The sequence below is a fragment of the Candidatus Binataceae bacterium genome, from assembly GCA_035308025.1.
In the GTDB taxonomy this organism is placed as follows: Bacteria; Desulfobacterota; Binatia; order Binatales; family Binataceae; genus JAJPHI01.
This window is the reverse complement of sequence record DATGHL010000044.1, coordinates 12,847-31,556: the sequence shown is the minus strand read 5'-3', so window position 1 is coordinate 31,556 and position 18,710 is coordinate 12,847. Positions and strand designations below refer to the sequence as shown.

Annotated in this window: 17 protein-coding genes; 9 read left to right on the top strand and 8 right to left on the bottom strand. The window is 64.2% G+C overall.

Annotated elements, in window-relative coordinates; all coding sequences use genetic code 11:
- The first annotated feature begins 48 nt into the window (after positions 1–48).
- From VKS22_13125 to VKS22_13100, 6 genes are all read left to right on the top strand, one after another.
- Positions 49–918 (top strand): prolipoprotein diacylglyceryl transferase, encoded by an 870-nt coding sequence (locus VKS22_13125; protein HLW71551.1) that lies wholly within the window; start codon positions 49–51, stop codon positions 916–918.
- A 3-nt stretch (positions 919–921) separates the two neighbouring features.
- Positions 922–1,500 carry a TlpA disulfide reductase family protein gene (locus tag VKS22_13120; protein ID HLW71550.1) on the top strand — a complete coding sequence of 193 codons (579 nt, stop codon included), beginning with the start codon at positions 922–924 and terminating at the stop codon, positions 1,498–1,500.
- Positions 1,501–1,573: 73 nt separating this feature from the next.
- Complete coding sequence (locus tag VKS22_13115; GenBank protein ID HLW71549.1) at positions 1,574–2,950, top strand: S41 family peptidase; 1,377 nt, start codon at positions 1,574–1,576, stop codon at positions 2,948–2,950.
- 237 nt (positions 2,951–3,187) lie between these two features.
- Complete coding sequence (locus VKS22_13110; GenBank protein ID HLW71548.1) at positions 3,188–3,541, top strand: hypothetical protein; 354 nt, start codon at positions 3,188–3,190, stop codon at positions 3,539–3,541.
- Positions 3,542–3,561: 20 nt separating this feature from the next.
- The gene (locus tag VKS22_13105) at positions 3,562–4,047 is read left to right on the top strand and encodes a DUF2231 domain-containing protein (GenBank protein ID HLW71547.1); all 486 of its coding nucleotides are present in this window, start codon (positions 3,562–3,564) and stop codon (positions 4,045–4,047) included.
- A 23-nt stretch (positions 4,048–4,070) separates the two neighbouring features.
- Positions 4,071–4,730: a hypothetical protein gene (locus VKS22_13100; GenBank protein ID HLW71546.1), complete on the top strand. Its 660-nt coding sequence runs from the start codon at positions 4,071–4,073 to the stop codon at positions 4,728–4,730.
- Positions 4,731–4,741: 11 nt separating this feature from the next.
- Here VKS22_13100 and VKS22_13095 read toward each other — a convergent pair whose 3' ends face one another.
- A complete protein-coding gene (locus VKS22_13095) occupies positions 4,742–6,919 on the bottom strand; it encodes an ATP-dependent RecD-like DNA helicase (protein ID HLW71545.1) in 2,178 nt (725 codons plus the stop codon).
- Positions 6,920–6,968: 49 nt separating this feature from the next.
- On the opposite strand from VKS22_13095, the gene VKS22_13090 reads away from it, so the two are divergent.
- Both VKS22_13090 and VKS22_13085 read left to right on the top strand, forming a co-directional pair.
- The gene (locus VKS22_13090; protein HLW71544.1) at positions 6,969–7,352 is read left to right on the top strand and encodes a hypothetical protein; all 384 of its coding nucleotides are present in this window, start codon (positions 6,969–6,971) and stop codon (positions 7,350–7,352) included.
- Positions 7,353–7,873: 521 nt separating this feature from the next.
- Positions 7,874–9,583 carry a mechanosensitive ion channel family protein gene (locus VKS22_13085; GenBank protein HLW71543.1) on the top strand — a complete coding sequence of 570 codons (1,710 nt, stop codon included), beginning with the start codon at positions 7,874–7,876 and terminating at the stop codon, positions 9,581–9,583.
- A gap of 65 nt (positions 9,584–9,648) precedes the next feature.
- Here the strand turns inward: VKS22_13085 and VKS22_13080 are convergent, their stop codons facing one another.
- The 7 genes from VKS22_13080 to VKS22_13050 form a co-directional block, all read right to left on the bottom strand.
- Positions 9,649–10,173: a macro domain-containing protein gene (locus VKS22_13080; GenBank protein HLW71542.1), complete on the bottom strand. Its 525-nt coding sequence runs from the start codon at positions 10,171–10,173 to the stop codon at positions 9,649–9,651.
- Positions 10,170–10,640 (bottom strand): nitroreductase/quinone reductase family protein, encoded by a 471-nt coding sequence (locus tag VKS22_13075; GenBank protein ID HLW71541.1) that lies wholly within the window; start codon positions 10,638–10,640, stop codon positions 10,170–10,172. Before VKS22_13075 ends, VKS22_13080 begins: the two co-directional genes overlap by 4 nt.
- Positions 10,637–12,244: an FAD-binding oxidoreductase gene (locus VKS22_13070; protein ID HLW71540.1), complete on the bottom strand. Its 1,608-nt coding sequence runs from the start codon at positions 12,242–12,244 to the stop codon at positions 10,637–10,639. The genes VKS22_13075 and VKS22_13070 overlap by 4 nt, the downstream gene beginning before the upstream one ends.
- Positions 12,245–12,358: 114 nt before the next feature.
- The gene (locus VKS22_13065; protein ID HLW71539.1) at positions 12,359–13,603 is read right to left on the bottom strand and encodes a VWA domain-containing protein; all 1,245 of its coding nucleotides are present in this window, start codon (positions 13,601–13,603) and stop codon (positions 12,359–12,361) included.
- Between the two features lie 12 nt (positions 13,604–13,615).
- Positions 13,616–14,524 (bottom strand): MoxR family ATPase, encoded by a 909-nt coding sequence (locus tag VKS22_13060; protein ID HLW71538.1) that lies wholly within the window; start codon positions 14,522–14,524, stop codon positions 13,616–13,618.
- Positions 14,521–15,069 carry a uracil-DNA glycosylase gene (locus VKS22_13055; protein HLW71537.1) on the bottom strand — a complete coding sequence of 183 codons (549 nt, stop codon included), beginning with the start codon at positions 15,067–15,069 and terminating at the stop codon, positions 14,521–14,523. The genes VKS22_13060 and VKS22_13055 overlap by 4 nt, the downstream gene beginning before the upstream one ends.
- Before the next feature lie 44 nt (positions 15,070–15,113).
- The gene (locus VKS22_13050; GenBank protein HLW71536.1) at positions 15,114–15,884 is read right to left on the bottom strand and encodes a glucose 1-dehydrogenase; all 771 of its coding nucleotides are present in this window, start codon (positions 15,882–15,884) and stop codon (positions 15,114–15,116) included.
- Positions 15,885–16,001: 117 nt separating this feature from the next.
- Between VKS22_13050 and priA the strand changes: the two genes are divergently transcribed.
- Complete coding sequence (priA, locus tag VKS22_13045; GenBank protein HLW71535.1) at positions 16,002–18,515, top strand: primosomal protein N'; 2,514 nt, start codon at positions 16,002–16,004, stop codon at positions 18,513–18,515.
- The last annotated feature ends 195 nt before the right edge of the window (positions 18,516–18,710 follow it).

The window sequence follows — 18,710 nt, the reverse complement described above, 5'->3', positions numbered from 1 at the left end:
CTACGGAGTCGCGCGACAGGTTCCCGTGCGATAGGCTTGTAACCTGCGATGATTCCGATTCTGCTTCATCTTGGACCGATTCCCATCTACAGCTTCGGCGTGATGGCGGCGCTCGGCTTCCTTGCCGGCAACTTCACCTTGAGTCTCGAATGCCGCCGGCGCGGCTACGACTCCGGCCTGGCCGACGCGATCGTGGTTTGGGGCGCCCTCGCTGGGTTCGCCGGCTCGCGCATCTACGATGTCTTCGATAACTGGCCGGCGTACATGGCGCATCCGTCCTCGATCGTGCTCTCCGGCGCCGGCTTCGTCTGGTACGGGGGGCTAATCGCCGGCATCCTTTCGACCTGGATCATCGCGCGCCTTCGCAAGATACCGTTCCTCACGATCACCGATATGTGCGCTGCGCCGCTGGCCCTCGGCATGGCTTTCGGCCGCATGGGCTGTCTGCTCTCCGGCGACGGCGACTGGGGGTTGCCCTCGACGCTGCCGTGGGCGATGGCCTTCCCGCGCGCGATCGTCGGATGGCATGGCGATCTGCACCTGGCCGACGGCGGCCTCATTCCCGCGACGGTGCTTAAGCTCGATCCAGCCGGCGCGCTGGTTGACGGCTTCTTTCCCGGTGTGCGAGTGCATCCGGCCCCGCTCTATGAGGTGATCCTCTACCTCGCGATCTTCGGGGTAATCTGGGCGATGCGCTCGCGGGCGAAGTTCGATGGCGAACTGCTCTGCCTCTACCTGATCCTAGCCGGTGCCGCACGCTTCATAGTTGAGTTCGTTAGAATCAACCCGCGCGTGATGTGGGGTTTGAGCGAGGCGCAATTGATCTCAATTCCGATGATCGCGGCGGGCGCGCTCGCTTGGGCGTGGCTGTCACGGCGGCCGCAAGCGCTCGATTCGCGCGCCGCGCTGACCGCCTAAGCAATGAGTCGCGACGGCAAAATCTTGTCCACACTGGCGGGGCTCGCGATGATCGCGGCGCTCGCGATGATCGCCGCCAACGCGCTCACGAATCGCGGGAGGCGCGCATCGGCCGACGCCAACGTTGACGCCGGCGCTTCGGTCGTGGCCGCCGGCAAGCTGGCCCCCGACTTCACTTTGACCGGTCTCGACGGCAAGCCGCACTCGCTCGCCGCCTTGCGGGGCAAAATCGTCTTCCTCAATCTGTGGGCGACCTGGTGCCCGCCCTGCCGCGGCGAGATGCCGTCGATTCAGGCGCTCTACCGCAATTTCCAAAACAACAATGACTTCGTCGTGCTCGCCGTCAGCGAGGACGCCGACGTGAAGCCCGTGCCCGGTTACGTCAAAGACAACCATCTGGGCTTCCCGGTGCTGCTCGATCCACGCAATGTAGTGGGCGAGGCCTACGACGTGAGTGGACTGCCCGAATCGTTTGTGATCGGTCGCGACGGCCGCATCGTCGCCCATCATGTCGGCCCGTATGACTGGGCCAGCGCTGATATGCGTGACGCGCTCAATGATTTGATCAAGGCCAAAGGCTGATGGAACCAAAAATCAAGCTTTCGCAGCGTCGGCGGCGGCTGCGAATTATGGCGAATTTACGGACGGATTGGTGATGCCAGGACACAAGCGCAATCGATTAATCGTTGGGATGAGCATGGCGCTCATCGTCTGCCTCGTAGTCATCGGTGACCTCGCCGTGCGGCGCGCGCAGGCGCTAACCGACGATACTTACAAAGAGCTCCAGACCTTCGCCAACGTGCTGGCGATCGTACAGAAAAACTACGTCGAGCCAGTCTCGACCAAACGTCTGGTCGACGGCGCGATCATCGGGATGCTCTCGTCGCTCGATCCGCACAGCGCCTATCTGACGCCCGACCTTTACCACGACCTTGAAGTCGAAACGCGCGGAAGTTTCGGCGGCCTCGGCATCGAAATCACCATCAAGAACGACATGCTGACCGTGGTCTCCCCGATCGAGGATACGCCCGCGGCCAAAGCCGGCATCAAGTCCGGCGATCAGATCATCAAGATCAACGACGACTTCACCAAGGGCATGACCCTGACCGACGCGGTCAAAATGATGCGCGGTCCCAAGGGCAGCAAAATCCGCCTGACCCTGCATCGCGACGGTATCCCCGATCTCTTCACGGTTGCGGTCGAGCGCGACGTCATTCGGATCCAGTCGGTCAAGGCCAAAGAACTCAAGAACGGTTATGACTACGTCCGCATCTCGACCTTCGAGGACGGCACCAACGCCGACCTCGAAAAGGCGCTCAGCAAATTCAGCAAGCACGGCCCAATCAAGGGGCTGGTGCTGGATCTGCGCGACAACCCGGGCGGTCTCCTGAACCAGGCTGTTTCTGTCTCCGACGATTTTCTTGATGGCGGACTGATCGTCTATACACAGGGACGCGCCGAGAATCAGCAGCAGAAGTACTTCGCTCACAAGAAGCGCAGCTACAAGGATTACCCGATGGTCGTGCTGATTAACGGCGGCAGCGCCAGCGCCAGCGAGATCGTGGCCGGCGCCTTGCAGGATCAGCGCCGCGTGATCGTCGCCGGCACGCTGAGCTTCGGCAAGGGCTCCGTGCAGACCATCCTGCCGCTCGATGACGAGTCTGCGCTGCGCCTCACTACGGCCCGCTACTACACTCCCAATGGCCGTTCGATTCAGGCGGTCGGCATCACCCCTGACGTCATCGTCGAGCCACCCAAGCCGACGCTAGCCACGCTCGAGACGCCCGACATCCAGCTCAACAACGAAGACGAAATCCACGAGAGCGATCTGCCTCATCATTTCCAGAACAATCAGCAGAAGACCGGCGCGCCTGGCAAACCGCCCAGCTCAGACAGCGGCGGCGCAAATCCGACTATCAAGCCTGCGGAGCAGTCGAAAAAGGCTCAACCCGAGAAAGACGTCCAGCTCGATAAAGCCGTCAAAATTCTCGAGAACTGGAGCGAATACAAAGTCCAACTCGCCCGCCGCTGACACTAGCGAGCGCGGCCGCCGCGCGGAGCGAGCAGGCGAGTCTGCGAGCTGCGTTCAGAATAAGAAAAAACCCGGATCTTTACCCGCAAACATCCCTCAAAATGAACCAGTGCGACTTCCGAGAGGTTGCGGACTGTGATCGCGGTCGCTCATGCAATTTTTTTCTGCTATCTAATTAACTCCGCAGGAACAGGCGTTTGCCCGCTACTTACGGGCTATCACCCTCAAGGAGGAACCATGAACAGAATCGCGATCATCGCGGGCGGATTGTTGATTTCGATTGCCCTCGCGGGCGCCGCCGGCGCCGCCGAGAAGACGGTAACCGGCACCCTCGAGGACAGCTTCTGCTATGTCACATTGGGCGCGCATGGCGCCGATCACAAAAAATGCGCTACCGAATGCGCCAAAAAAGGCATTCCGGTCGCCTTGGTCGAAAAAGGCAGCGGCGATATGTACACCTTGCTCCCGCCCAAGAACGATGAGGCCCTGCCGTCTGCCGTGATTGACAAGATGGAAGACGAAGTGACTGTGACCGGCGACCAGTTCAGCAAGGGCGGCGTCAACTATCTGACCGTCAAGTCAGTGAAATAGCCCGCGCCGCGGGGGTTACGATGCTGCGTCACCTGTTCGACTTCCCGGGTGCCGCCGTGTTGCAAAACCTCCATCCGCTGGTGGTGCATTTTCCGCTGGCGTTTCTCCTCGGCGCAACTGCTCTCTACCTCGCCGCCGCGCTCGCACGCCGCGAAAATTGGGCATGGGTCGCCCTCTGGATGCTGGCGTTGGGCGCGCTCAGCGCTACGGCCGCGATCCGCACCGGCCTCGCTGCCGGAACCAGTGTGATGGTCGCGCCCGCCGTCCGCGCCCGCATTCTGCTTCAACACGAGCACCTGATGCTTACGGCCTGGGGTCTCAGCCTCGGGCTGCTGGGCTGGGCGATTCTCGCGCCGCCGATGCCGCGCCGAGGCGCACTCGCCTTTCTGGCGCTCCTGCTCCTGATGGCGGGAGTCCTCGTCAAAGGCGCCGACTACGGCGCCTGGATGGTGTTCGGCTATAATGCCGGTGGCAGCCTGCCCCAGCCGATCGAGTTTTCGTCGTGAGCCGATCGCCGGGGTTGTTGCGAATGACGGCATCGAGTAAGGCGCGCCTGCTGCGCCTGCTCATAGCGTCGCTCGCGTTTGCGCTGATCGCCGGATGCACGACCCATCGCGAGACTTCGGCCCCGCCCGATCAGCCCGCGGCTGCCGACGATACTGTCGCGAGCGCGCCGGCGGCGCCTGAGGCCAAAATCCATATCAGTTATGCGCATCCCGGCGACTTTCTCGATTCGCTGAGTGTGACGAAGTATTCCAGCGCACAGACCCTCGACGTTCCCGTGCACGATTCCGGTGCAACCTTGGTGCGCTTCGATACCGGCGTAGTCGTCTGGGAGTTCGCAGTCGCCAAAGATTTGCTTAGCGGCGTCCCGATGGTCGGCTCCGGCCCAAAGAAGTATACCCCCGCCGAAATCAAATACGGGGACCTGCCCGCGCACTTCATCGCTTCAATTCCGGACAGTGGCCCGCCCGAACCGCTCGAACCCGATCACTACTACGTCTTTGCCGTCACGCGCGGCTCCGGCGCGGTCAGCTACGAGGCCGTCAAGGTCAACGGCGACGGTTCGCTCGAAGCCTATGAAGCCGATCCCCGCGCCGGCTCGAGTTTCCGCCTCTGCTGCAACGTCGCCGCCGATTTCACCCTGACCGCTCCCGCTGACGCCCCGCCTGCCGATTCAGCGCCTTGAATGTGCGCGACCTAATCGATCCGTAGCCGTTCGGCCAGGCGGCTGAAGCGGCGCCGTTCGTCCTCGTTGCGCACTGCTTGCGCCAGCGCGCTGCGCGTCCCGACCAGCACGCAGACCCGCTCGGCCCTCGTGATCGCGGTGTAGAGCAGGTTGCGCCGCAGCATCAGATAGTGCGTCTGATGAATCGGAATCACCACCGCCGGATACTGGCTGCCCTGACTCTTATGAATCGAGATGGCATAGGCCAGTCCCAACTCATCGAGGCCGGCGAGATCATATTCGGCGTGACCCTCGTCGAAAACGACGCCGACCCGCCCGCGCTCCGAATCGACCGAGACGACCCGGCCGATCGCGCCATTGAAGACCAGCTTCTCGTAATTGTTGCGTAACTGGATGACGCGATCGCCCTCGCGAAAGCGGCGATCGCCCGCGCGAATTTCCCGTCCGCGCGGATTCAGCAGCTCCTGCAACTCGCGATTGAGCGCGTGGACCCCGAGCGGTCCCCGATTCATCGGGGTCAGCACCTGGATTTCGCGCGCATCACGGATCCCAAAACGCCCGACCAGCCGCTGCTGCACCAACTGCTTGATCGTCGCCGCCACATCCTCCGGGGCATTGCGCTCGAAAAAAAAGAAATCGCTCTCCGGATCGTTGGTCGTCTGTGGCATCTCGCCACGATTGAGGCGATGCGCATTGGCGACAATCAGGCTTTGCCGCGCCTGCCGGAAAACTTCGCGCAACTCCGCCACCGGCGCCAGCCCCGACGCGATAACGTCCTTCAGCACGCTGCCCGGCCCCACCGACGGCAACTGATCGCGATCGCCCACCAGTAATATCGACGAATTCGGCATCAAGGCCCGCACCACGCTCGCCGCCAGCTCGACATCCATCATCGAGGCTTCGTCGATCACCAGATAATTGGTCCGCAGCGGAAAGTTCTCGGTGCGGATAAAAGTCTGCGTCTCGGGCGAATACTCGAGCAACCGATGAATCGTGCGGGCGTCGCGCCCGCAGGCGTCGGCCAGCCGCCGCGCCGCCCGTCCGGTCGGCGCCGCCAGGGTCGGTTTAAGTCCCGCCGCATCCAGCGCCGCCAGCAGCGTTCGCAGCAGCGTCGTCTTCCCGGTCCCCGGCCCTCCGGTGATCACGGCCACCCGGCTCTTGAGGGCGAAAGTCAGCGCCTGGCGCTGCTCCGGCGTGAGCTCGAATTCACTGCTCGTGCGCACCGCAGCCTCCAGCGCGCGCGCGATGACCGCCTCACCTAACGAGCGGCCCGCGGCCAAAACATGCAAACGATCGGCGGCGACCACCTCCGCCTCATGCAGCCGCGCCAGATAGACGGCGTCGTCTTCGCCCGTCCGCTCGACGCAAACCTCGCCGCTCTGCACGAGCTCCTCAAGCGCCGCGCGCGCCAATCCCGCATCCATCTCGAGCGTCGTCTCGAACTGCCCTTGCAGATGGCTCACCGGTGCAAAGACATGACCCTCTTCCGCCATCCGCTCGAGCAAATAGAGGATCGCGGCGCGCGCTCGCTGCGTCGAGTTGCGCGGAATCCCGAGCTTCTCCGCCACGCGATCGGCGGTGCGGAAACCGATTCCCGCCACCGTGCGGGCGAGCAGATAGGGATCCGCGCTGACCGTCGCCAGCGACTCGCGCCCGTAAATTTTATGGATTCGCCGAGCGTGCCCGGCGCCAATCCCGTGGCCGCGCAGAAAGACCGTCAACTCGCGCAGTCCCGACGAGTCCCGCCACGCCGCCGCGATTCGTTGTGCCACCAGACGTGGCAGCCCGCGCACCTCGTGCAGCCGCTCCGGCGTGGTCTCCAGCACCACCGGCAACGCCTCACCGAAGTAGGTCACGATCCGCCGCGCCAGAGCCGGTCCGACGCCTTTGATCTCCCCCGCCAGGTAGCGCTCCAGCGCGGCGACGCCAGCCGGCTTCAGCGTTTCGAAATCTACGACGCGAAACTGTTCGCCATAACGCGGATGCTTTTCAAAGCGGCCGCTCAGCTTTAAGCCCGCCCCGATCTCCAGTTCGCCCAGATCGCCGACGATCGTAATTCGCCGCCGCCCCACCGAGCCCGCCCCCACATCCGCCATCTCAAGGATCGCCACGGCATAGCCGCTCGCCTCGCTGACGTAGAGCATCTGCTCCAACGTCCCCTCGATACTCTCTGGCGAAGCTTCTGACACGTCCCCTATCTTCTTGGAATCATGGAGATGGGGTTTCTCATTTCGCAAAATGAATGAAGCCATTCTTCGCAGTATGCTCAGACATAAACGGCTGTGCTCAATTTCATCAAATAAATCAACTGTTTGCAGATGGCACAAACGATGCTTAACTTCCACTCAAGAGTTAGGGAGGCTTGAAACCATGTTGCATCCATCATTTGTTGTTCTGGGAATCGTAGTGACCGCAGTTCTGTTCGCCATCAACTGGTACGTTTGGGGCTTAAGGTATGCCCCAGACTTTGGCCTGCCAAGCCGGATGACCCCGCTGAGTTCGGAGGATCTCTTAACTGATCTCGCTCTGGGTCGCGTTGCGGCGGCGAATCAGAAGGCGGCCGCGGTGGGCATGAGCGCCTCGGACGAAGCGGCCCAAGGCGGCTTCAAGCATGTTGCCTGAGCAACCTCAGAAATAGCGGTCGAATAACCCGCACTAAAAGAACGGGCGCCCTTCGCGGGCGTCCGTTTTTCGTTTCAGCTTCTCAGCCAGCAGTCTGTTCAAGTTCATGTTAGGCTGGATCTCGATTTGTGTCCGGCCGTAACTGTTTCCGCTCTATGTTTGAAAGGCCGCCTATCCGTCGCTCAGCCGCCGCCGTCCTGGTAGCGCTTGGGGTCCTGTTCACGATCAGCGCCGGCGACGGGGCCCAAGGACCGACGAGCACGCCCGCAGCGACGGCTTCGCCGACGTTAACCGCTATTCCTGGCGTTACAGCGGAGCCATCCGCGCCTTCGCCCTCGGCAACGGCTTCCCCACTTCCCGGCGAGCCGCCGTCCACTCACGGTCTCAGTCCCGCTCGGATTATCGATTATCTAGGGCGCGTCATCCGCTGGCATAACACCGTAGCCGAGCAGTTTCACTCTGCGGGCGAACCCGAGGAAACCCTCTACGTTCTTGAGGAACGACAGACCGCTGATGAGATTTTGAAACTGGCTTTTGATTTCGCTCGCGCTGCCGCCGCCTTGCTCGCGGCTTCGCACCAGTCCGCGACCGGCCAGAGCGTGAAACTGCCGCAACCTGCTGCGCTGGGCGCCGCCAACGGCGCGGACCCGACGCTCGAGCAGCTCCAGGCGCGCCGCGCGCAGGTGCAGGCCAGCCACGATCGACTCGCTGAGCAGCTCAAGCAGCTACGCGGCGATCTGGCGAGCGCCCCACGATCCGCGCGCGACGCGCTCAGGCATAAGGCGCTTACCCTGCAAGCGCAAATCGGTCTCGCCCAATCGCATCTTGATTCCATCGACGCGATGATCGCCTTCGAGACGACCAAGGCCACCGGCAGTTCTGCCGGACTTGAAACCCAAATCGACGAACTCGAGCGCTCCGCGCCCGCAGCCACCGCCGTTTCCGCTTCCTCTATGGCTTTTGCCCCGATGCCGTCGGCCGGCTTGCTTGGCCGCGCCGAAGCTATCCTCGCAATCGATCGCAAGGCCCGTAATCTCGCGCTGGCTATCACGCTCTCACAGAACCTTCGCAATGAGGATCTGGCTCTGCGCGCTCCTCTGCTCGAGCGCCTCGCCCAACTCGACAGTCTGGGACTCGCACAGACCGGCGGCGCGGGCGATGAAAACGCCGATACCCTCAAACAGACGCAAGCCGAAATCGACCAACTGACGCGGCGCGGCAAGCTTCTGAGCGCGGCCAGCCTGCCGCTCTCCAAGCAGGCGGTCCTCCTCGACCTTTACGTCGGCAGCCTCACTCGCTGGCGTGACGCGGTCCGCCAGCAATTCAACGACGCGCTGCGCGGTCTGATCATTCGCGCGGCCGCGTTCGCCCTGATCCTGGTCGCGATCTTTGTCGCTGCCGCGCTCTGGCGCCGCCTCACTTTCAGGTACGTCCAGGATCCGCAGCGCCGCGCCCAGTTGCTCCAGTTGCGCCGCCTGCTCGTGATTGTCGCGATTGCGCTGCTAACCCTGCTCGCCTTCGCCAGTCAGCTCGGCGCCCTCGCCACCGTGATGGGCCTCGCCGCGGCGGGCATCGCCCTCGCCCTGCAGAACGTCATCCTCTCGATGGCGGGATATTTCTACTTGAGCGGCCGCTTCGGGCTGCGCGTTGGCGACCGCGTCCAAATCGCCGGCATTACCGGCGACGTGCTCGAGAGTGGTTTCTTCAAGCTCACGCTGATGGAACTCGCGGGCGACGACAGCGGACGTGAACCGACCGGCCGCGCCGTCATTTTTCCCAACTCCGTGGTCTTTCAGCCCAACAGCAACTTTTATCGCCAGCTTCCCGGCACCACCTTCGCATGGCAGGAACTGCGGCTTTCACTCGCCCCCGACTGTGACTATCGGGTTGCGGAACAGCGGCTCACCGAAGTGGTGAACGATGTCTTTGCGCGCGATCGTGATCGCATCCAGAGCGAATATCGGCTCGCCGAAAAGGAGCTGGCGATTCGGATCGATACGCCGCGGCCCAATGCCCGGCTGTACCTTGGCTCAAACGGACTGGAAATCGTTATTCGCTATCCGGCGCGACTCACTGGCGCTGTGCGCACCGCCGATGAAATCACGCGCCGTCTGCTCGACACGATCAAGCGTGAGCCCGGCCTGCGCATCGCCACCGCCGGCATTCCGACGATTCAGAACGATCTCGCGCCGCCCGTCGAACCCGTGGCGGATGCTGCCGCGAAGAGCTGAATCGGGCCGCCCGCCTTGGCCGCCCTGACCGGCCAGTCGCGGCAGCATTGGCCGTCGCTATCGTCTCAATCCGTCATCCGCACGAAGACGCTCTCGAAGACCGCGAGTGCAGGGCGATCGTAGAGCACGAACTCGACGCGCTCGAGGGACGTCGCGCCGCGCAGGTGCTCGCGCACCTCGACGAGCATCACCTCGGCGCATCGAGCGAGCGGAAAGCCGGCGATACCCGTGCCGATCGCGGGAAAAGCGATCGTGCGCAACCCGTTCTCTTTGGCGCGCAGCAGTGAATTGCGAGTGCTCTCACGCAAGCTTTGCTCGGTAGTGCGCCCGCCGAGCTGCATACTGGCCGCGTGAATCACATGCTTCGCCGGCAAGCGGCCCGCGCCCGTGATCGCCGCTTCGCCGATCGGCACCGATCCGACCGCGTCGCACTCCTGCTGAATCGTCGGACCGCCTTTGCTCCGAATCGCGCCCGCGACACCGCCGCCGAGGATCAGATCGTTGTTGGCGGCGTTAACGATCGCGTCGACGTTAGCCGCGGTCAGGTCGCCCTGCCGGATCGTCACGCACGCACGCCAGTCGAAATTCACGGTTGCGATGAATCCTCCGTCGCGAGCAGCTCAAAGACCGGGTAGCGGTTGGCGAACTCTGCGAAGCTTTGCGCGGGAGAACCTGCTGGCAGGGGGAAATATCTTTGCACGGTGAGCTTGAAGCTATCGAGATAGCGCTCGAGAATTTCCGGCTTCTCATCGTCGGGCAGGGCGCGGATAGTGAATTTCCGCAGCGCCCAGCCCTTTTTCAGCGCAACTTTACCGCCGGCCTCAGCATTGCGCACCCACTGCGAACGCCCGCGCGGGCAGACCAGAAAGCGCCGCTGATCAATCACGAGCAGGTCGATCGGCGCCGAGTAGAGACGACCGCTTTTGCGTCCGCGGACTTGCAGCAGATAGTTGTGCGGCAGAGCGAGACCCAGCCCGACCATCGCGCCGAACAAGCGATTGAAGCCGCGCTCGAACAAGCTCGGCCGCGCGAAGACCCGGTCAACGCTTGTCGTCATGGATCGATCAGCACCCCGGGATTGAGGATCGCGTTGGGATCGAGCGCGCGCTTGGCAGCGCGCAGCGCCGTCGCGAAGAGCTCGGGACGCTGGCGGTCGTACCAGGGCCTATGGTCGCGCCCCACCGAATGATGATGAGTGATCGTGCCGCCGAAGCTGATCAAACTGTCTGACACGGCCTGCTTGATTTCGTCCCACTGCTCGAGTTCCGAGCCGCGTTTGCCGGGCGCAAGAATCGTGTAATAGGGGGCCGGGCCGTCGGGGTATGCGTGGGTAAAGCGCACCGAGACCGTGCCCGCGCCGCAGACCCGCGTGACCGCGTCGCGCGCGCGCTCCATCATGCGAGTGTGAAAATCCTCGAAGCGATCCCAGGTGATCGCGGTCTCGAAGGTTTCGGAAACCATGCCCATCGCGACGACGGCGTCGCGCAGATACGGCGCTTTGAGAAAGGCGTTGCGCCAGGCGCCGGCTGCGCCTTCGTGCGTAGCCGCGGCATCGGTGCGAGTTGCGGTGGCAGCCTCAGGAATCCGGCCGCCGAAATCCGCGCAGCATTCGAGTGCGCGCTTCATCCAGGGCTCGAGCGGATGATCGGCGGACTCGAAAGCCAGCACCAGCACCGCGGCCTCGCCCTGATTCGCACCCGCGTTTGCCGCCTCGCCGGGATCGAGCAGCCGGCAATTTGCGGGATAAAGCCCGGACTGTGAGATCGCGCGCACGGCTTTCGCGCCGGTGAGAAAATCCGGAAACGTAATCGACGCGCCCGCGCGAAACGTCGGGCGATCCTGCAGGCGCATCCAGGCCTCCGTGATGATGCCGAGTATGCCTTCCGATCCGATCAACATCCGGTCGGGACTGGGTCCGGCGCCGGAGCCGGGCAGGCGGCGCGATTTGAGCAGGCCCGCCGGGGTGACGGCGCGGATCGCTTCGACGAAGTCGTCGATATGCGTATACAAGGTGGCGTAGTGGCCGCCCGAGCGCGTCGCGATCCAGCCGCCGAGGGAAGAGAACTCGAAGGATTGAGGATAGTGGCGCAACGTCAGGCCGTGCGGGCGCAACTGATCCTCGAGCGCCGGGCCGAAGACGCCGCCCTGGATACGCGCGGCGCGCGACGCGCGATCGACTTCAAGCACGCGATCGAGCCTGCCCAGATCGATCGAGATGGCGCCGCGATAGTCGCCGCGGCTGGGCGGTTCGACGCCGCCGGTCACGCTCGAGCCGCCGCCATACGGCGACGCGGCAACGCGCGCCGAGTCGCACCACGTCAGGAGATTGACGATGTCGCTTTCGTCGCGCGGATAAGCGATAAAATCGAATGGATTGGGATAGTCGCGCCGAAACGCCCTCACGATGTCGCGATAGCTGCGGCCGTAGCTGTGTTCGGCGCGGGCGTGCGGCTCGACAGAACAAAGCGCCGCGAGCGTATCGGGCGGCTTGACGCGCGGCGCGCGCAACTGGAGTTCGGCGGCGGTTGGCGCGGGCGTAATCTTCAGTTCCGCGAGGCCGAAGCGCTCGGCCATCCGCTTGGCCATTTGCTGCTGCTGTTCGGCATTGGGGCCCTGATCCTCGTAGCCCCAGCCGTAAAACTTGCGCTTGCGTTCCGCCATGCGATCAACTCCTCGGGCCGAACTGTGATGAAGCCGATTTTGCTCCGCCGCGGCGGGCGTCGGCAAGCCGGGCGAACCCGCATCGAGTTACGCGCAGACTTGATGACCTGAAGCTCAGACAATTCGCGCGAGGCCGGCTTCGAGCTCGCGCAGATTGCCCGACGGCAGCAACAGATCCACCGCTTTGCGGTACGAGTCGATCGCGCTGTCGCCGGTGCCCCAGCGTTCCGGCGCTTCGGGATTAAGCCAGATCGTCGAGCGACAACGGCCTGCAATATCGCGCAGGAGGTCCGTGCGCGCCGCGCGCCGGTTGTTGCGGCCGTCGCCCATGATCACCAGCACGGTCGCGCTGGTCAGCAAAGCTCCATGATGGTCGCGTAACTCGGCAAAGACCCGCCCGAAGTCCGAGCGCGCGTACAGATCGAGCGCCGGAGTCATCACCAGATGACCTCGCTCGAAATCCGCGGTGGCTAGGTGGTCGATGAAAACGAAAGCCCGCATCCGGCGAAAACATTGGCGCGCGCCGGCGATCAGCTCGAGCATCAGGGTGGAGGCATAATGCACCGAGCCGGAAACGTCCGCGAGGATCAGCAGGTCGATGTGCCGCGGCCGCCGTGCGCGAAAGCGTAAATCGATCAGCGCGCCGCCGCGCTGGGTCGCCGCGCGAATCGTCCGGCGAAAATCCAGCCGGCCGCGCCGCGCGAAACGCATCCGCCGGCCGAGGCTCACGCGCAGCCGCCGCTGGAGGATCGCCAGAATTTCGCGGGCCGTGGCGTATTCCAAATCCGAGTAGCGCGCGAAGGGTGTGCGCTCCAACGTCCTCAGACCGGCGTGACGCGAGGCTTCACCATCGTGCGTATCGGATGAAGCCGCGGCATGCGACTGCTCCCTGCGTTCATGACTCGCTGCGGATTCGCCCTCGCGGCCGTGATCGGATCGCTCTTCGGAATCTCGCATCGCGCCGTCCGACGCCTTGCCGTCGTGACGGGACGGACTCGGCTTGCCGGATTGCGTGAGTGGCGGCTCGTGGCTGGTATTCGGCTTCACTGAGGTCGCACCCTCTGCGCGACCGCCGCCACTCCCAGTAACCCCGGTCTTCGCGCCACGGCTGTTGAGGGGTGAGCCTGGCCGTTGCCCCGACGCCTCGAAATAGCCGGCGAACAAACTTTCAAACGATAGATTGTCGGCTTCGTCCTTAATCAGGGACGCGCGCAGCGCTTCGCGCAAGCGCACGCGCGCCAACCCGGCTGCGGCGACCGCATGCATCGCATCGAGCGACTCCGCGACCGAGATCCGCACGCCGTCCGCCCGCAACGCGGCGATAAATTCGAGAAGCCGATCGCCGAGCGGTTGGCTCATCGGCGCTGTGGGTTAGCGGGCGCGGCCGAGGATCGCAGTAAGCTTACTCTCGGCGCGAGTACGGTCGTCTTCGTGTTTGAGCAGCAGGCCAAGGGTCGAGCGGATCGCCGGCAAGTCGAGTTCGCTGATTCCCAGGCGGACGAGCGCGCGGGTCCAATCCAGGGTCTCGGCGATCGACGGCGCCTTTTTCAAGTCAAGCTTACGCAGCGCGTTGACGAAGCGTGCGACGGCGAGCGCGCTCTGCTCGGGAAGGTCGGGGACTTTAAGCCGGATGATCTCGCGTTCCTGCTCGATTCCCGGGAAATCGATAAAGAGATGCAGGCAGCGGCGGCACAAGGCCTCGGACAGTTCGCGCGCGCGATTAGAAGTCAGCACGACGACCGGGCGCTCGTGCGCCCGCAAGGTCCCGAGCTCCGGGATACTGACCTGGAAATCCGAAAGCGCTTCGAGCAGAAAAGCCTCGAATTCCTCGTCGGCCTTGTCGATCTCGTCGATCAGCAGCACGACCCGGCGCGGCGCGAGGATCGCCTTCAGCAGCGGCCGCTCCAGCAGATAATCGCGCGAAAAGAGCTGATCCGACAGGGCCTCCCAGCGCAGCCCTTCGTGCTCGCCGGCCTGCAATCGCAGTAACTGCTTCTGGTAATTCCATTCGTAGAGCGCGTGCGCCTCGTCGAGTCCTTCATAACACTGCAGGCGAATCAGTTCGGTCTCGAGCATCGCGGCGACCACCTTGGCCACCTCGGTCTTGCCGGCGCCGGCGGGACCCTCGATCAGCAGCGGCTGTTCGAGCGCCAGCGCAAGGAAAATTGCCGTCGCGGCGCGCTCGTTCGTGATGTAGCGCGCGCGCCGCAGCCCTTCATTGACGAACTCCGCGGTGATCTCCACCCAGTCGAGGATCGTCGGGACTCCCGTCGCAGTCAATTGACGATGGGACAGCGGATCAACCGTGCCAGCCGCGTGAATTGCGTCGCATATGCTCGCTTCGTGCAAGCGCCGCGATTGATGTAGGCCGGATGGTACATCGGATAGAGCTTGAGCCCGCGGGCGAGAATCAATTGCGGCCGTCGCGGATTGAACGGGACGTCGCGTCCGGCCAGCTCGCGCCACGCAATCCGTCCGAGACAGGCGACCACGGTTGGGCGCACAATGGCGAGCTCCGCTTCGAGATGGCTCCGGCAATTGGCGATTTCTCTGCTATCGGGATCGCGATTGCGTCCGCGTCCGTCGCGCGGATTGCAGCGCACCAGATTTGTGATGAAGACGCCGTCCAGACGGGCGCGGCGCACCATACTGCGGAGCAGGTCGCCCGAGCGATCGCCGCTGAACGGGAGTCCAGTGCGATCGCCGCCGAAACGTCCCGGCGCCAGCCCGACAAAGGCTACTGTTGCCGGCGCCGCGCCTGCGCCCGGCACCACGCGCGAACGCGAGCGCACCAACGCCGGACAGCGCATGCAACTGCGCTGCATTTCTTGCAAGGCGCTCAATGTCGTCGCGTCTGCGGGGCGGGGACTTAATCCCACATCAGGCCGCCATCGACATTGAAGGATTGTCCGGTGATGTTGTCTGCCTCGCCCGAGGCGAGAAAGCACGCCATGTTGGCGATGTCGTCCGGCGAATTCGAGCGGCCCAGCGGAATTTGCGCGTCCATCCGGCGCTGCGCCTCCTCTGCCGTCATGCCGCGCTTGCTGACGATCTCGTTTTGAATCGTCTCGTACATGTGCGTGCGCGTTGCGCCCGGGCAGATCGAATTGACATTGATATTATGCCGCGCGAGTTGCGACGCACCGACCCTTGTCATCGCAATTACCGCGCCCTTCGTGCCGGCGTAGGCGATGTTGGAAGTGCCGCGAAAACCTTTGCCGGCGATCGAGGCGATGTTCACGATCTTGCCCGAGCGTTGCTTGACCATCTCGCGCGCCGTCCGCTGCATGCAGAAGAAGAGCCCGCGCGCGTTGATCGAATGCATCCAATCCCAGTCGGCCTCGGTGACGTCGAAAAATCCGAGGCTTTTGGTGACGCCGGCGTTGTTGACCAGAATATCGACGCGGCCGAATTGCGCGATCGTCTTGTCCACCAGCGCGTTGATCTCCGCGACGCTGCTCATATCCGTCATCACGAGGATGCCGCGGCGGCCGATCGCCTCGAAGGTTTCGTGCGCGCTCGCTTCATCGATCTCCGCCACCGCGACTTGCGCGCCTTCGCGCGCGAAACGCCGCGCGATTGCGCCGCCCATCCCGCGTCCTGCTCCGGTAACGATCGCAACCTTATTCTCGAGTCTCATCGGCGCGCCTCCTGCCTTGGAATTGTCTCAAGCGTTAAGTAGCAGCCGGCGGGAAAAATGCAATTTGCGGCGATCGGCGGTCGCTCCGCGCCGCATGTTAGACTGGCACGCTTGCAAATGGATCATAGCAGCGCGAATCGGAACACCGACCCGGAATTGTCCGCCGCTCAGTTGCGGGCGCGCGTAATGATTGTCGGCAGCGCCGGCCCCGTCGAGCAGCTCACTTACTGCGTACCCCCGGCGTTGGCTGAGCGTCTGACTGCCGGCAGTCGTGTGCTCGTGCCGTTACGCTCCCGACGCGTCACCGCGATCGTGCTCGAAGTTGGCGAAAAGCTCGACGCGGGCGGCGTCGCGCCACGGGCCGTACTCGAACTGCTCGACGCGCGGCCGCTGTTCGATCGTCCGCATCTCGAACTGATCAACTTCATGGCGACCTACTATATGGCGCCGCTTGCTGAGGCGTATCGCAGCGTGATGCCGGCGACGGCTCGGGTGGAATCCCACCGGCGCTTTCACGTTGCCGCTGAACCTTCGCCGCTCGCTGCTGCGACTTTCAGTGCACTCGAACGCGCGATACTCGCCGCGTTGGCGAAGCGCGGGATGACGGCGCGCCAGCTCCGTCGGCTCGGTCAGGAGGAGTCGGTCGAAGCTGCCCTGAACCGGTTGCTCGCAGACGGCTATGCCGAGCCGCGTAACGGCGCCCGCGGCCGCCATCGCGACACGCAACACCAATCGGTGCGGCTCGTCGGCGACGCGGGCGGAGTTCTGCGCGGAGTCAAGCAGCGCGCGATCGTCGAACGGCTGGCGGCTGCCGGCGCAGCAGGCCTGCCGCTCGAAGAGCTTGCCGGCGCGATTGTCAACGCCCGATTGGTTTTGCGCGGCCTGATCGCGCGCGGCGTCGCCGAACTGGTTCCCTCCGACGCTCATGGCGTTCGCGACACCGTCGCCGCCGCGGCGCCGTCGCCCTACGAAGCGACCTGGGAACAGACGGCCGTGATCACCGAGATCGTTCCAGCGATCCGCGAGCGGCGCTTCGAGACTTTTCTGCTGTGGGGTATCACCGGCAGCGGCAAGACGGAGGTTTACGTGCGGCTCGCCGCCGAGGCTTTGGCGGCCGGACGCCAAGTGATCGTGCTCGTGCCGGAAATCGCGCTGGCGGATCAGGTCGTACAGGCGTTTCGCCAACGCTTCGGCGCGCTCGCCGCCGTCCTCCATAGCGCCCAAAATGTCGTCGAACGATGGGCGGGTTGGATGGCCGCGCTAAGCGGCGCGACCCGCGTGATCATCGGTCCGCGCTCCGCCATCTTCGCGCCGCTGCACGACGCCGGCCTGATCGTTGTCGATGAAGAACACGATCCGGCCTACAAGCAGGAAGAGGGTATCCGCTATCACGCCCGCGACCTCGCGGTGAAGCTGGGGCGGCTGAGCGGATGCCCGGTGGTGCTCGGCTCGGCGACGCCCTCGGCGGAGTCGTACGCTAACGCGCGGCGCGGCCGCTACAAGATGACGCGGCTGACGGCGCGAGTCTCCGGGCGGGAGTTGGCCGCCGTCGAGCTGCTCGATTTGCGGCAAAATCCACCCGCGCCCGACGCTCGCAATGGAGCCGATCTCGAGTCCGCCGAGGCTCCGCCGGTCCCGCTGTCGCCGGTGCTGATCGACGCCCTGCGTGGCAACCTCGCTGCCGGCGGACAGAGCATCGTCTTCCTCAACCGGCGCGGCTATCACAATTTCCTGCAGTGCCATCTGTGCGGCAACGTGATCGCGTGCGCCAACTGCAGCGTGAGCATGACGTTTCATCTGCGCGATCGCACCGTACGATGCCATTACTGCGGCGCGCACGCGCCCGCGCCCGAGAAGTGTCCAGCCTGCGACGGCCTCGGCCTCGAGGGCCAAGGTTTTGGCACCGAACGACTGACTCAGGCGATCGCCGACCTGCTGCCCGCCGCGCGCATCGAGCGGCTGGACAGCGACACCAGCGGGCGCAGTGGCGCGCGCGGCGCGATCGTCGAAGCACTCCGGCGCGGCGCAATCGATGTCGTCGTCGGCACGCAGATGATCACCAAAGGTTTCGATTTTCCGGGCGTAACCCTGGTCGGCGTGGTGCTGGCGGATCTGACTTTGAACCTGCCGGATTTTCGCTCGGCCGAGCGCACCTTTCAGCTCCTGACCCAGGTCGCGGGACGCGCCGGTCGCGGCGACAAACCCGGCCGCGTCCTGATCCAGACCTACGCTCCCCATCACTACAGCGTGCGCGCGGCGCGCGATCAGGACTACGCGCGCTTCATGCGGCGCGAGCTCGATTTACGCAACGAACTTGGCTATCCGCCGTTCGGACGGATGGCGCTGGTGCGAATCGAAGGCCCGGCTGCTGCGGCGGTCAGCGCGATCGCGAGCCGGGTCGCGGCGCTTCTCGGCCGCGCCGTGGCCCCGGACTCGATGCGGATACTGGGGCCCGCGCCTGCCCCGATCGAGCGCATCAAGCAGCGCTTCCGCTGGCAGGTCGTGGTGAAATCTCCCCGGCTCGATCAGTTGCGCCGTGCATTGGCGGCGATGCGTACCGAAGTCGACGCCGCAGCCGAGCGCGCCGGCGTCCGCGTCGCGATCGATCTCGATCCGGTGAACATGATGTAGGCAGACGCGCGAGCCCGAACAGCTCTTGAAAAACGCCGACGCCGGGAGATGAAGTTAGAGGTCAGCGGCAACGTCTAAATAGTGAGAAGATTTGCCCAGCCAGGATCGGGGACGGCAACCACGATGCGCTCCGCGCGCGAACCAGCCGGGCGAAACGGTGCAGAGCGACGAATAAGACGGCATTAATTCTGAGGG

Excerpts from the sequence above, each read along its gene's own strand:
- VKS22_13125 (HLW71551.1), top strand. The coding sequence starts at position 49 with ATGATTCCGATTCTGCTTCATCTTGGACCGATTCCCATCTACAGCTTC.
- VKS22_13120 (HLW71550.1), top strand. The coding sequence starts at position 922 with ATGAGTCGCGACGGCAAAATCTTGTCCACACTGGCGGGGCTCGCGATG.
- VKS22_13115 (HLW71549.1), top strand. The coding sequence starts at position 1,574 with ATGCCAGGACACAAGCGCAATCGATTAATCGTTGGGATGAGCATGGCG.
- VKS22_13110 (HLW71548.1), top strand. The coding sequence starts at position 3,188 with ATGAACAGAATCGCGATCATCGCGGGCGGATTGTTGATTTCGATTGCC.
- VKS22_13105 (HLW71547.1), top strand. The coding sequence starts at position 3,562 with ATGCTGCGTCACCTGTTCGACTTCCCGGGTGCCGCCGTGTTGCAAAAC.
- VKS22_13100 (HLW71546.1), top strand. The coding sequence starts at position 4,071 with ATGACGGCATCGAGTAAGGCGCGCCTGCTGCGCCTGCTCATAGCGTCG.
- VKS22_13090 (HLW71544.1), top strand. The coding sequence starts at position 6,969 with ATGAATGAAGCCATTCTTCGCAGTATGCTCAGACATAAACGGCTGTGC.
- VKS22_13075 (HLW71541.1), bottom strand. The coding sequence starts at position 10,640 with ATGACGACAAGCGTTGACCGGGTCTTCGCGCGGCCGAGCTTGTTCGAG.
- VKS22_13070 (HLW71540.1), bottom strand. The coding sequence starts at position 12,244 with ATGGCGGAACGCAAGCGCAAGTTTTACGGCTGGGGCTACGAGGATCAG.
- VKS22_13065 (HLW71539.1), bottom strand. The coding sequence starts at position 13,603 with ATGAGCCAACCGCTCGGCGATCGGCTTCTCGAATTTATCGCCGCGTTG.
- VKS22_13055 (HLW71537.1), bottom strand. The coding sequence starts at position 15,069 with ATGCAGCGCAGTTGCATGCGCTGTCCGGCGTTGGTGCGCTCGCGTTCG.
- VKS22_13050 (HLW71536.1), bottom strand. The coding sequence starts at position 15,884 with ATGAGACTCGAGAATAAGGTTGCGATCGTTACCGGAGCAGGACGCGGG.
- priA (HLW71535.1), top strand. The coding sequence starts at position 16,002 with ATGGATCATAGCAGCGCGAATCGGAACACCGACCCGGAATTGTCCGCC.